Origin of the sequence: Myxococcus sp. MISCRS1, from assembly GCF_026626605.1 — a bacterium.
Lineage (GTDB): Bacteria > Myxococcota > Myxococcia > Myxococcales > Myxococcaceae > Myxococcus > Myxococcus fulvus.
The window spans coordinates 6797730-6810716 of record NZ_JAPNKB010000001.1 but is presented as its reverse complement, the minus strand read 5'-3'; the positions used below and the strand labels follow the sequence as shown (position 1 = coordinate 6810716).

Genomic DNA, 12987 nt, shown 5'->3' with positions numbered 1-12987 from the left:
GGCCCGCTCACAGCCGGTGGGCCCGCTTCTCACGCTCGGTCAGCACCCGGTCGGCCATGAACGCACACAGCAGCGCCAGCCCTCCCAGGAAGCCCACCATGGCCCAGGACATCTCGGGCAGCCCCGTGGAGTAGTCATGCGACGAGAAGTTGGCCACCCCCACCACCGGGTTCAGGAGGTTGATCAACGAATCGCCCGCCTCCAGCCCCACCACCTCCGCGAAGAGCGGCGGCAGGCCCGCGGCCATACCCACCGTCGCCACGAAGAGCAGCCGCACCGCCGCGGGCGAGGAGAACCGGTCCGACTTCGACATCCGCCCCAACAGCAACGCCAACGACAGGTAGAGGACCGAGTACGCCGGCATCACCGCCATCACCATGCGGAACGGCTCGCTGCGCGACGAGGTGTGCTCGGAGAAGAGCGCCGCCAGGAACCACGCGACGTTCCAGCCCACCAACAGCAACACCGCCAGCCGGAAGCCCCGCAGCGCGCCCGGCCGCATCAGCGACCAGGGGCCCGTGTCCGCTCGCAGCGCGCGCGCCTGTCCATCCACGTCCGAGGCCATGAACAGGCTCACCAGCGTCAGGTGCACCGTCCCCAGCGTGGCGAACACCTCCGTCACCACGTGCTTCTTGTCATCCACCCACCAGAGCACCAGGCCCGCGAGCAGGGCCACCCCCATCTGCGCCGCCACCGCCCGACGCGGGCCACGCGTGTAGTCCTCCGTGGACAAGGACAGCCGCGACGCGGCCACCTCGAACAACAGCCACCCGTCCAGGAGCATCAACCCCAGACAGATGCTCATCGCGAGCAACACCCCGTCCGTGTGCAGCAGCCGGTCCGCCGCGTCCGTCAGCGCGCTGGCGATGCCGAGCGCCATCGCGAACGCGAGGCCCAACGCGCCCAGCACCACGAAGTGCACCAGGCCCCGCCCCATCCGGCTGTCCGCCAGCGTCGCCGCGCACACCGCCACCACCGTGAGGAACACGAGCCACGCCGCGCTCAACCCCAACACCACCAGGATGGTCGGCAGCGCGATGCCGTTGAGGTAGTAGCTGAAGAGCAGGAAGGGCCCCACCGCCGAGGCATACAGCGCCGCCTGCACCAGGAACGACAGCACCTTGCCGCGCAGAATCTTCCGAGGCCCCAGCCCCGTGAGCACCAGCAGCACCCACGTGTCGTCCTCGCGCTCCCGCGCCAGCGAGCGGTACGCGCTGTACGGAATCACGAAGAAGTGCACCACCGCCAGGCACACGAAGAACGCGAAGAAGTACGTCTGCCCGAACTGGGAGAACGCCGCGTCCCGCGTCTGCACGAAGGCCACCAGCGCCAGCACCACGCACGACAGCAGCATCAACCCGAAGCACGCCCAGAAGATGCGCGTGCGGAAGCCCTGACGGACCTCCTTCACCACCAGGGGGTTGAGCCGGTCCCCCCACCGCGCCTGGAAGCCGCCGCCGCTCGCGGACACCGCGCCACCGGTCGGCTCCGCCACGGGCGCCCCCGAGGTCGTCTCCATGGGCGCGCTCACGCGAGCCTCCCCTTCGTCACCGTCATGAAGGCATCCTCGAGGTTGCGCTCACGCATGCCGAACGCGCACACCGGCAGGCCCGCCGTCACCAGCACCGCCAGGAGCGCCGCCGACGCCACGTCCGCGCCCGTGCCGGGCTCCAGCTCCAGACCCACCCGCAGGGACTCACCCTCCTTCGACACCCGCGACACCCGGGGCTGCTCCAGCAGGAGCCGCTCCGCGCGCGCCCACGCACCTTCCGACTCCGGCCCCGTCGCCAGGCGCACCGTCAGCTCCACCGAGGCGAGGTTCGTGTCCTGCTGGAGCAGGTCCTCCACCTTGCCCGTGGCCAGCAGGCGCCCCTGCTCGATGATGGCGCACGTGTCGCAGATTTCAGCCAGCTCCGTGAGGATGTGGCTGGAGATGATGACCGCCTTGCCCTGGTCCGCCAGCGCCCGCAGCAGCTCGCGCAGCTCGATGCGCGCCCGGGGGTCCAGGCCATCCGCCGGCTCGTCCAACAAGAGCAGCTGGGGGTCGTGCAACAGCGTGCGCCCCAACGCCACGCGCTGCCGCATTCCCTTGGACAGCGCGGTGGTGAGCTTGTCCGCGAGCGGCCCCAGCCCCGTGAAGCCCATCACCGACTCCACGCGCTGGCGCCGCTTCGCGCCCGTCAGCCCATAGGCGCGCGCGAAGAAGTCCAGGAACTCGAAGACGGTGACGTCGTCATAGGTGCCATACCGGTCCGGCATGTAGCCGATGAGCGGCCGCACCTTGTCCGGCGTGTCCACCAGTGAGTGGCCCCCGAGCAGCACCTCGCCGGACGTGGGTGCGTCCAGCGTCGCCAGGATGCGCAGCGTGGTGCTCTTGCCCGCGCCGTTCGGACCGATGAACCCCAGGATGCTGCCCGCCTCCAGTTGGAAGGACACGTCGTCCACCGCCCGCAGGGCGCCGTAGTCGCGCCTGAGGCCCTTCACCTCCAGCAACGCGCTCATGGCCTCACCTCGCCCCGAATCAGATGCACGCTCGCCTCCACCTCCGCGCTCAAGGCGCTGGTGGGCAACGGGCCCGGGCCACTCGTGCGCACGACAAACTCCTTGTCCTTCAGCTCCCTGCGGAAGAGCGGCAGCGCGGCCTGCAGGCGGTACTGGGCCGGGGAGGGCATGCCCACCTCCACCAGGGTGTCCGCCGCGTTGGCCTGCGAGGGCCCCGGGTCCGGCTCCGCGGCCCCCAGCGCGCCCTCCTCGCCATCCGCCAGCCGGGGCAGCCGGCGCACCTGACCGTTCCAGCGCAGGACGCCTTCCTCCACGACGACGCCCAGCGCGTTCTGGACCTTGGGTTCTCCGCCCGTCTCCACCAGCACCAGTCGGGCGCGCGAGGGGACCACCGCGAGCTCTCCCCACTCGCGATAGGTGCGCGGTGGCAGGAAGCCATCTCCCACGGTGAGCCCGCCCGTCCAGTCCAGGTCGGCCATCAGGTCCTCCGTGTCGTGCGGAGCGATGAGCACGCTCGACGAGGGCAGGCGCAGCGGCTCGGGTGACAGGTTCGCGTACCAGCCCGACAACCCCACCGTCACCGCGCGGGCCCGGGCGCCATCCAGGTACGTCAGACTGTAGCGCGCCGTGTGCACCGCGAAGCCGTCCACCAGCACGGACCAGGCGATGAGCACCAGGCACGTCACCAGCGACACGGCGGGCACCGCGATGAGCACCGCCACCGGGCCCCGGCGCTTCGTCAGCCACCAGGCCCCGGGCCCCACCAGCAGCGCGAACGCCGTCATCAGGAGCAGGAACGGCCCCACCGGCGCGCGGGCGGTGCCCAGCAGCGGCGCCTCGTCGTCACCGAACGACACCTTCGAGGCCCACCGCGAGCGCAGCCCCTGCGGGCGCGTCTTGCCCCGGTTGTCGTCCGTGAGGGTCGACAGCTCCGACTGAATCTTGTGCCGACACGTGGCCGCGGAGTTGTCGCAGGTCCACACGCCGCCGAAGGCGTAGGGCCCGTCCTGGAGCGGGACGGACTGGAGCAGCTGCAGCCGCTCGCGCAAGTCCCTCGGAGGGTTGGCGACGACGAGCCGGCCTCCCGACAGCGCATAGGACTCCAGCACGGCCCACACGTCCGCGGGGACCTTCGTCGCCGTCTCGGTGAGGACCACCATCTCGAAGCCCGCGTAGGCCGCCAGCTCGCGCGGCGCCTCTTGCGCGTCGATGAAGCGCACGGAGAACAGCGGGTCCTCCTGCTCCGGCGTCTTGGTCAGGCCCGTGACGGCCTCGAAGGACTCGCTGTTGCCCACCACCAGCACGGGCTCGAAGCGGTCGTTGTCGGGGAACAGGTGCTCGGTGATGGGCGGCAGGCCGGGGACCTCGACGGTCAGCGCGCCGGAGTGCCAGGCCACGGGCGCCATCAACCAGGTGACGAGCCGCTGGCGAGGCGCCAGCTCCACGGTGCGCTCGACGGCGTGCGTGACGTCGCCGTAGGAGGGTCGGAAGGACAGGTGCACCGGGTGCGGCTGGGCGTCGCCGTTGTGGAGGGTCACCTCCGCCGCCCAGTAGCCGCGCTGGGGCTTGAGCGAGCCCCGGCGCACCGTGACGCGCAGGTAGTCCTGGGCGAGCGAGTCCACCGAGCCGCTCGCATCGCGGTAGCCGGTAGGCGCCTTCACGGCCGTGGCGGCGGTGGCGACGTCCACGGGAGCGGCCGCCTCGACGACCGGCGGCGGGGTCCCCAGGAGCAGCCACACCGACAGCACCACGACGCTAGTCACGCGGCACCTCGGGCACGGCCTGCAGCAGCGCGCCCACCACGTCCGACGCGGACACCTTCTCCAGCGAGGCCTCGTACGCGAGCACCAGCCGGTGGTTGAGCGCGGCGGGGGCGGCGGCCACCACGTCGTCGAAGCCGACGTTGGGCCGGCCGTGCATCAAGGCCCGCGCGCGTCCGGCCGCCGCGAGCGCGAGCGCGGCGCGGGGGCTCGCGCCATAACGCACGAAGCGGCGGACGGCCTCGGGCGCGGAGGCCTGGCGCGGGTCGCTCGCCTCCACCAGCCGCCCGATGAAGTCCGCCACCGGGCCGGGCAGGTGGACGCGGTCCACGGCGGCAAACAGGCGCGCGAGCCCGTCCGCGTCGAGCACGGGGGACAGCTCGGGCGGCGCGCCGCGCACGCGCGTGGTGAGCAGCGCGCGCAGCGTCTTGGCGCCCACGGGGGGCACCTGGATGCGGAAGAGGAAGCGGTCGAGCTGGGCCTCGGGCAGGGGATAGGTGCCCTCCAGCTCGATGGGGTTCTGCGTGGCGAGCACGAAGAACGGGTCCGGCAGCGCGCGCGTCTGGCCGAGCACCGTCACGCGGCGCTCCTGCATGGCCTCCAGCAGCGCGGCCTGCGTCTTTGGGCTGGAGCGGTTGATTTCATCCGCGAGCACGAGGCTGGCGAACAGCGGGCCCTCGCGGAAGACGAAGTCGCGGCGGCCCTCGCCCTCCAGCACATAGGTGCCGGTGATGTCGCCGGGCAGGAGGTCCGGGGTGAACTGGATGCGACGGAAGGGCAGCGCGAGCAGCTTCGCCAGCGACTTGCACAGCTCCGTCTTGCCCAGGCCGGGCAGGCCCTCGAGCAGCACGTGTCCGCGCGCGAGCACCGCCATGACGACCTGCTCGACGACGGTCTGCTGGTCCAGCATGACGGTGTCGAGCCGGGCCTTGAGCTGGTTCGCCACCTCCGCCGCCCCCTGCGCCTCGGCGGGACTGAGAAGTTCCGCTGCCACGTGTGTTCTCCCCTTCCGGACTACTCTCCACCAAAGTACCGCTTCACGAGGTCGCGGTTGCGCGGCAGCAGCGGCTGTCCGCCGGTCCCCGCCGCCGCGTCGCCCTGAGCGCTGGTCCCCTGACCGCGCGCCGCGCCCCGGGCCCCCGTGCCTCGCCGAGGGTCCGCCGCCTCGAGCCCCCACAGCTCACCGGCCTCGCCGCCGTGTCCCTCCGGAAGCGGCTCGAACGCGAGCCGGTCCGGGTCCATCTCCGCCGCGCCCCCGAAGACGAGCGGATTCGAGCCGCCCCCTTCCGAGGGAGCCCCCGAGCCCGCGCCCTGGCGCACCGCGCGACTCGCGTGGCCCTGGCTGTTGCCGCGCCCGCCGCCCTGGCCTTCGCCACCTTCCTGCCCCTCGCCGCCTTCCTGCCCTTCACCGCCCTCCTGCCCCTCGCCGCCTTGTCCCTGGCCCGATTGCTGGCGATTTCCTTCCTGCCGCCCACTCGAGCCTTGTCGAGGACGCGAGCGTTGACTGCGGGCCTGCGCGTCCTGCCCCTCACGCGGCTCGAAGCGCTGGGCGAGCGACTGCCTTCGACGCTCCAGCGACTGGCGCAGTTCCGAGATCTGGTCCACCGAACCGGAGGACTGGGCGCGCGCCTGCTCCTGTCGCGAAGCGCCCTGCTGACCTTCGCTCGGATTGCCGCCTCGCTGTCCCGCGTTCGCCGGGCCCTGCTCACCGCCCTGTTGCCCCGCGTTCGCCTGGCCCTGCTCACCGCCCTGTTGCCCCGAGTTCGACGCGCCCTGCTCGCCGCCCTGTTGTCCGGAGTTCGAGGCGCCCTGCTCCGAGCCCTGCTGCCCGTTCTCGGAGCCCTCTTGCGCCGAGCCCTCCGCGCCCGCGGACTGGAGCGCCATGAGCGCGCGCTCGAGGGCCTCGCGCTCACGGGACGCGGACTCCGCGCCCCCCGCGGCGCCGAGCGCATCCTCCAGCTCACGCGCGGCCTCGGAGGCCTGGGCCAGCTCGGCGGCGGCCTCGGCGGCGCGCTCGGCGAGTCGACGCTCCATCGAGTCGGCGGCCTCCCAGTCACCCGAGTCGAAGCGACCCGAAGCCACTTCCTCGGACAGGCGACGCAGCTCGTCCTCCACGGCCTCGCCCAGGGGCTCCTCGCGGGCCAGGGCCTCGGCCTGTGCCTTCACCGCGTCCACCTTCGCCGCGGCGGCGGCATGGACACCCCGGGACGCGCGCGGTGCGGGCAACGGCATCAGGAAGCCGATGAGGGCGAACACCAGCGCGCCGGCGAGCGCCGCCACGGGGCGCCGCCACTTCAGCCGCGGAGGCTTCACCTCGCGGGCGAGCTGATTGACGGAGAGCTCCCACTCCCCCACGGGGCGCTCCAGCCGGGTGAGCAGCAACCCGCCCGCGTTGGCCGAGCGGTCCGCGAGCACGGCCGCATGCTCGAGCGAGACATGGCGCGCGCGGGCACGTCGCCACCACCATGCGAGACCCGCGAGCACGAGCGGCGGCAGGGCCCAGACGCACTGCTGGCGCAACAGGAGCCGGGCCAGCACGCAGGCGGTGCTGGTGGCCCAGAGGGGAGCGAGGCCGGCCTCCGCCCACGCGAGGGCATTGAGGCGTCGCTGGACGCGGCGCACCGGAGCAAGCACCAGAGCCTGGAGGCGGCGTTCTTCGCTGGCGGCCATGAGGAAGGACCAGTGTCGGACACTCGGGGTGCCCGGACAAGCCGCTCGGTGTCGAGCGTCGGCGGGGGCAGGTGGGCGGCGTTCGTGTCGACCTGAACGGTCGCCTGCTCTCGAAGGACGGGAAAACACCCGGGCACTGCCCTGAACTGAACGGGGGGCGACAAGGTGGGCTTTGCCTCCCGCCGCGACGCGCTGTCGGAATGCGACGCATCGCGAAGCATCCGCTTTCCGGGGGGAATCCATGTCGACGCGAGAGACGAAATCGAACGAGGTGCGCCAGCCGCGCAAGGACTTCAGCGAGACGGCGTGCAGGGCCCGAGGCAACGAGGTGGCTCGGCGCACCGCGCGCTCGCGCTCGGCGCCGGAGTTGTTCGGACCGGCGGAGCAGCTCCAGGTGCCGGGCGCGCTCACGGCCTTCGTTCCGGTGGAGCCACAGCCGGAGCCGTCATGGCGTCCGGGCATGGGCGTGATTCCGTACGACGGCGGCGCGACGTTCCGGGTGTGGGCGCCGCATGCGCAGCGCGTACAGGTGGTGGGGGACTTCAGTCACTGGCACGCGGTGGAGCTGGCGCGCGAGCCCTCGGGCAACTTCTCCCGGGACATCCAGGGGGCGTACAACGGACAGCAGTACCAGTACATCGTGCAGGGCCGTTACGGCGACTGGCGCTGGCGCAACGACCCGAGGGCCGCGGACGTCACGAACTCCACGGGCAACAGCGTCATCCTGGACCACCGTGACTTCGTGTGGCGGTACGACGGGCACTTCCAGATGCCCGCGCGGCACGAGGCGGTCATCTACGAGCTGCACATCGGCACGTTCCACGACTCACCGGGCTGGGGGCCGGGGCACTGGTTGAGCGCCATCGACAAGCTCGACTACCTGAGGGATTTGGGCGTGAACCTGGTGGAGCTGATGCCCTCGGCGGAGTTCGCGGGGGACTTCTCGTGGGGCTACAACCCGACGTTCCCGTTCGCGCCGGAGAGCACGTATGGCGCGCCGAACGACCTGAAGCGCTTCGTGGACGAGGCGCACCGGCGCGGCATCGGCGTCATCATGGACGTGGTCTACAACCACCTGGGGCCCAGTGACTTGCCGCACTGGGACTTCGATGGAGAGACGTTCGGCCGAGGGGGCGTGTACTTCTACGCGGACTGGCGCGCGAGCACGCCGTGGGGGGACACGCGTCCGGACTACGGGCGTCACGAGGTGCGCGACTATCTGCGTGACAACGCGCTGATGTGGCTGCGCGAGTACCACATGGATGGCTTGCGCGTGGACGCGACGAAGGAGATTCGCACCACGAGCGGCGTGGACAATCCGGCGGGCTGGGACCTGCTGCGCTCGATTACGGAGGCGGTGAAGCGCGAGTTCCCGTGGAAGCTGCTCATCGCGGAGGACATGGCGGCGGACCCGGCGGTGACGCATCCGCAGGGGGCGGGGTTCGACGCGCAGTGGGACGCGGCCTTCGTGCACCCGGTGCGCGCCGCGCTCACGGCGCCGTTCGACGAGTGGCGGGACTTGAGCGCGGTCCGGGACGCGCTGTACTTCCGCTACAACGGCCAGTCGATGCAGCGGGTCATCTTCACGGAGAGCCACGACGAGGTGGCGAACGGCCGCAGCCGGTTGCCGACGGAGGTGTCGCCGTACAATCCCGGAGACGTGCTGGCGAAGAAGAAGGCGCTGCTGGGCGCGGCGCTGACGCTGACGGCGCCGGGGATTCCGATGTTGTTCATGGGGCAGGAGTTCCTGGAGGACGGGCACTTCGATGATGGGGACCCGCTCGACTGGAACAAGTCGGACTGGTTCGGGGGAATCCTCCAGGCGCATCGGGACCTCATCCGCCTGCGGCGCAACTGGCACGACACGAGCGCGGGGCTGCGGGGCGAGGGCGTCAACGTCTTCCACCTGAACCACGACGACAAGGTGCTCGCGTTCCACCGGTGGCAGCACGGGGGAGCGGGTGACGACGTGGTGGTCATCGTGAACCTGGGACACCGGACGTTCAGCGGGTACGAGCTGGGCCTGCCCTCGGATGGACTGTGGCGGGTGCGGTTCAACAGCGACTGGCAGGGCTACTCACCGGACTTCGGCGGCACGCACGTGCACGACTTCTGGAGCACGTGGGGAGAGCGGGATGGAATGCCCGCGCGCGGAGCTGTGTCCCTGGGCGCGTACAGCGCGGTGATTCTCTCCAGGGACCGCTGGTAGCCTGCGGGCGGATGCTGCTCGCCCGACCTCCTGACCTCGCGCCTCGCGCTCCGTGGCCGGACATGCCCCTGGTGGTGTGGCCGGCTGCGCTCGCCATGTGGGGCCCCGGGGACATGTCGTCGAAGCACGCCCACCACGCGATGCACCTCATGCTGTGCCGCACGGGCACGCTCTCCATCCGAGTGGACTCGGCCAGGAAGGACACGCGCGCGGCCGGAGTCCTCGTGGGGCCCGATGTCCCACACGCGCTCGATGCCCGAGGCACGGAGGTCGTCCTCCTCTTCGTCGAGCCCGAGAGCCATGACGGTCTGCGCCTCCGCGCGTCCCTCACCGAATCCGTCCGACTCTTCGACGAGGCCGCGCGCGACGCCCTGCTCGCCAGTCTGCCGCGCGCGGGGCCCATTCCCCACGCGGACATCGGCCCGTGGATGGAGTCCACGCTGGAAGCCCTCGCCGGCCCCAGCACCACCAGCGCCCCTCGCATGCACCCGCGCGTGCGCAAGCTCCTGCGCCACCTGCGCGCCGACCCCGCTCCCGAGGACACCTCCCTCGAAGCGCTCGCCGAGGTCGCCGGCCTGTCCTCCGGCCGCCTGATGCACGCCTTCACCGAGTCCACCGGCGTGCCCCTGCGCCCCTATCTCCTCTGGCTCCGACTCCAGCGCGCCGCCGGCGCCATCGCCTCCGGACGCACCGCCGGAGAGGCCGCGCACGCCGCCGGCTTCTCCGACTCCGCCCACCTGACGCGCACCTTCCGGCGCATGTTCGGCACCACGCCCTCCTTCCTCCAACGTCGCAGCCAGTTCGTTCAAGCCCAGGCCAGGGCCCCCGACGCATCTTGAGCAGCGTCAGGCCGGGACCCCTCCCGACCTTCCGCGCCAGGAGCCTCGCCGTGTCCTTCGCCCTCGTGCTGCTCTCGTTCTTCGCCCTCTTCCACCTGCCCCCGCTGCGCAGGCTGCCCGCGCTCTCCACCCCCGCGAGCCGCGCCGCCGTGGCCGCGGGCCTCTTCTTCATCGGCGCCGGCGTCATGCACTTCCTCATGCCCGCGCGCTACGACGCGATGATTCCGCCGCAGCTCCCCTCACCCCGCTTCTGGACGCTCCTGTCCGGCGTGCTCGAAGTCGCAGGCGGCGTGGGCCTCCTCCTCCCGCGCACCCGAAAGCTCGCGGCACTCGGCCTCATCGCGCTGCTCGTCGCCATCCTCCCCGCGAACCTCCACGAGGCCTCGGCCAACTCCGCCTCACACGTGCTGCCCTTCCCGGACTGGTACTTCTGGCTGCGCCTCCCCTTCCAGCTCGTCTACATCGCCTGGGTGGCGTGGGCCGGTGGACTGTTGCCCTCCCAAAGCCGTGCGAGGCGCGCCATGGCTGGTTAGGCTCGCCGCCCCATGAACTTCCGTCATCTTGGTCGCAGCGGTCTGGCCGTCAGTGAAATCTCCTTCGGCAACTGGCTCACGCACGGCTCCCAGGTGGAAGAAGAGGCCGCGCTCGCGTGCGTGAAGGCCGCGCAGGACGTGGGCATCACCACGTTCGACACCGCCGACGTCTACGCGAGCACCCGCGCCGAGTCCGTCCTCGGCCGCGCCCTCAAGGGCCAGCGCCGCGCCGGCTACGAGCTGTTCACCAAGGTCTACTGGCCCACCGGCCCCGGGAAGAACGACTGGGGCCTGTCGCGCAAGCACATCATGGAGTCCATCCACGGCTCGCTCACCCGCCTCCAGACGGACTACGTGGACCTCTATCAGGCCCACCGCTTCGACACCGCCACGCCGCTCGAGGAGACGATGCTCGCCTTCGCCGACATCGTCCGTCAGGGCAAGGCCCTCTACATCGGCGTCTCCGAGTGGACCGGCGAGCAGATCCGCCAGGGCGCGAAGCTCGCCCGCGAGCTGAAGATTCCCTTCGTCTCCAGCCAGCCCCAGTACTCCATGCTCTGGCGTGTCATCGAGGCAGACGTCATCCCCGCGTCCCTCGACGAGGGCCTCGGTCAGATTGTCTGGTCCCCCATGGCCATGGGCGTGCTCACCGGCAAGTACCTCCCTGGCAAGCCGCCGCCCGCGGGCAGCCGCGCCACCGACCCCACCGGCTCGCGCTTCATCGCGCGCTTCCTCAAGGAGGACGTGCTCACCCGCGTGCAGAACCTCAAGCCGCTGGCGCAGGAGGCCGGCCTCACCATGGCCCAGCTCGCCGTCGCCTGGGTGCTCCAGAACAAGGGCGTCTCCTCCGCCATCATCGGCGCCTCCCGCCCCGAGCAGGTCCACGACACCGTGAAGGCCGCCGGCGTGAAGCTGGAGCCCGAGCTGATGCGCCGCATCGACGACGTGCTCGGCCCCGTCATCGAGCGCAACCCCGCCCTCACCGACGTGCCGGACCGCAAGATTTGAAGCCCCACGCGACGCGCCGGGTCTCCACGTGAGCCCGGCGTGCTCGCGCCGCTGCACCCCGTCGCCGCGCCGCCCTATACTCGCGCCCAGGTCCTTCTCCTGGAGGTGGCGTGTGCGTTGGTTCGTAATCTCCGCAATCCTGTTCGCGTCGAGCGCGTCCGCGCAGACGCCCGAGTGCAAGGCGGCGAAGAAGGAGTACGTCGAGCGCGAGGGTCAGCTCACCACCCTGAAGCAGGCCCGCAAGGACATGCGCGAGGTGCTCGTCGCCGCCAAGAAGGGCCGCGCCCACAGCCGCGCGCTCGACGCGCTGGAGAAGGCCGACGACGCCATGGAGGACGCCGTCAAGCGCGCCACCTCCGAGCAGGCCCAGCGCGACAAGCTGACCAAGGAGATCTGCAAGTAGGCCCTCGACCCGGAGGCGCTTTTCGCCCCTGGGTTTCTTTTGCCTTTCGGCTGCGCGAAGGGGCTTTCAAGGGGCGAGCCACTCGGAGCATCTTCACTGCATGGATCCACTCTTCAAGGCCCAGGCCATCGGCATGCTGCTGCTCTGGATTCCGCTGCTCGCGGGGTTCTTCGTGGGCCGGTGGGTGTACCCGAAGCTGCTGCGCCTGCTCCCCGCCTTCCTGCCCCTCGCCCGCTCGCGCTCGTCGACCTTCATGACGCTCGTGAACGTCACCCTGTTCGCCACGGCCATGGTGCTCACCACGGGCATGCTCGCGGCGAAGACGCTCGTGTGGCTCCAGGGTCTGACCTTCCTGCCCGTCACGCCCACCGCCAACTGGGTGCGCGCCCTCTCCTGGCTCGCCGCCTTCTTCTGCGGCTACCACGCGGCGCCGCTGTTCGGACGCGCCGCCCTCGAGAAAATCGACGTCCACGAGCCCGCGCCCCTCCCCGCGCTCCCCGGCCCCCGCAAGCAGCCATCCAGTTGGTGGGTGCTCGTCATGCTGTGCTTCATCCTCGCGGCCGGCGGGGGACTGGCCGCGGTGGCCATCGGCCTGCAGAAGGAGGGCTTCCTGCGGACCTCGGACGTGGGAGACCTGGCCGAGCTCGCGTCCGTCCAGGAGCAGCTCCGACCGCTCGAGGCCTGCGGCATCGAATACAAGCGGTGGGACGCCAAGGGCCGCAACAGGTACCCCAAAGCCGTCTCCATGCAGGACTGCGACAGCAACACCCACGGCATCCTGCGCATCGAGGTGCCCCAGACCTGGCTGGAGCAGGGCGTCGGCTTCACCATGCAGCGGGGTTCGACATCGGAGCCCTGGGAGATCCTCGTCGACAAGGATGAGGTGCCCTTCCCCGCGCTCAAGGAGGCCCTGGAAGCCTTCGCCCCCATCATCGCCGCCGAGTACCCGGGCAAGCTGCGCCAGGAGCTCGAGAGCGAGGCCGTGTCCCGCCGGAACTGGGAGGAGTACCGGCGCCAGCGCGACGCGCCGAAGCCCAGCGCGAAGTCGTCCTATCCCGAGTGA

The 12987-nt window shown here is 71.1% G+C and carries 11 protein-coding genes; 6 read left to right on the top strand and 5 right to left on the bottom strand.

Going from position 1 to position 12987, the window contains the following annotated elements; translation table 11 throughout:
* Positions 1-7: 7 nt before the first annotated feature.
* Genes OWM54_RS27180 through OWM54_RS27160 form a run of 5 tightly spaced genes read right to left on the bottom strand, consistent with a single transcriptional unit; the run spans position 8 to position 6932 of the window.
* A complete protein-coding gene (locus OWM54_RS27180) occupies positions 8-1531 on the bottom strand; it encodes an ABC transporter permease (protein ID WP_267699377.1) in 1524 nt (507 codons plus the stop codon).
* Positions 1528-2502 carry an ABC transporter ATP-binding protein gene (locus tag OWM54_RS27175; protein WP_223747037.1) on the bottom strand — a complete coding sequence of 325 codons (975 nt, stop codon included), beginning with the start codon at positions 2500-2502 and terminating at the stop codon, positions 1528-1530. The genes OWM54_RS27180 and OWM54_RS27175 overlap by 4 nt, the downstream gene beginning before the upstream one ends.
* Positions 2499-4265, bottom strand: a complete 1767-nt coding sequence (locus tag OWM54_RS27170; protein WP_267699376.1) for a hypothetical protein — start codon at positions 4263-4265, stop codon at positions 2499-2501. Before OWM54_RS27170 ends, OWM54_RS27175 begins: the two co-directional genes overlap by 4 nt.
* Entirely contained in the window at positions 4258-5256 is a 999-nt protein-coding gene (locus OWM54_RS27165; protein ID WP_223747035.1) for an AAA family ATPase, read from the bottom strand. Before OWM54_RS27165 ends, OWM54_RS27170 begins: the two co-directional genes overlap by 8 nt.
* Positions 5257-5276: 20 nt before the next feature.
* Positions 5277-6932, bottom strand: a complete 1656-nt coding sequence (locus tag OWM54_RS27160; RefSeq protein ID WP_267699375.1) for a hypothetical protein — start codon at positions 6930-6932, stop codon at positions 5277-5279.
* Positions 6933-7173: 241 nt separating this feature from the next.
* On the opposite strand from OWM54_RS27160, the gene OWM54_RS27155 reads away from it, so the two are divergent.
* The 6 genes from OWM54_RS27155 (at position 7174) to OWM54_RS27130 (ending at position 12987) form a co-directional block, all read left to right on the top strand.
* On the top strand, positions 7174-9141 hold the full coding sequence (locus OWM54_RS27155) for an alpha-amylase family glycosyl hydrolase (RefSeq protein WP_267699374.1): 1968 nt from the start codon (positions 7174-7176) through the stop codon (positions 9139-9141).
* A gap of 113 nt (positions 9142-9254) precedes the next feature.
* On the top strand, positions 9255-9980 hold the full coding sequence (locus OWM54_RS27150; RefSeq protein ID WP_324289151.1) for an AraC family transcriptional regulator: 726 nt from the start codon (positions 9255-9257) through the stop codon (positions 9978-9980).
* A gap of 50 nt (positions 9981-10030) precedes the next feature.
* Positions 10031-10513, top strand: coding sequence for a DoxX family membrane protein (locus tag OWM54_RS27145; protein WP_223782631.1), 483 nt, complete (start codon positions 10031-10033; stop codon positions 10511-10513).
* Positions 10514-10525: 12 nt separating this feature from the next.
* Entirely contained in the window at positions 10526-11521 is a 996-nt protein-coding gene (locus OWM54_RS27140; RefSeq protein ID WP_141331099.1) for an aldo/keto reductase family protein, read from the top strand.
* Between the two features lie 112 nt (positions 11522-11633).
* Positions 11634-11924: a hypothetical protein gene (locus OWM54_RS27135; protein ID WP_046716308.1), complete on the top strand. Its 291-nt coding sequence runs from the start codon at positions 11634-11636 to the stop codon at positions 11922-11924.
* Between the two features lie 100 nt (positions 11925-12024).
* Positions 12025-12987: a hypothetical protein gene (locus OWM54_RS27130; RefSeq protein ID WP_267699372.1), complete on the top strand. Its 963-nt coding sequence runs from the start codon at positions 12025-12027 to the stop codon at positions 12985-12987.

Coding starts and splice junctions, on each gene's coding strand:
- OWM54_RS27175 (WP_223747037.1), bottom strand. CDS start 2,502: ATGAGCGCGTTGCTGGAGGTGAAGGGCCTCAGGCGCGACTACGGCGCC.
- OWM54_RS27160 (WP_267699375.1), bottom strand. CDS start 6,932: ATGGCCGCCAGCGAAGAACGCCGCCTCCAGGCTCTGGTGCTTGCTCCG.
- OWM54_RS27155 (WP_267699374.1), top strand. CDS start 7,174: ATGTCGACGCGAGAGACGAAATCGAACGAGGTGCGCCAGCCGCGCAAG.
- OWM54_RS27150 (WP_324289151.1), top strand. CDS start 9,255: ATGTCGTCGAAGCACGCCCACCACGCGATGCACCTCATGCTGTGCCGC.
- OWM54_RS27140 (WP_141331099.1), top strand. CDS start 10,526: ATGAACTTCCGTCATCTTGGTCGCAGCGGTCTGGCCGTCAGTGAAATC.
- OWM54_RS27130 (WP_267699372.1), top strand. CDS start 12,025: ATGGATCCACTCTTCAAGGCCCAGGCCATCGGCATGCTGCTGCTCTGG.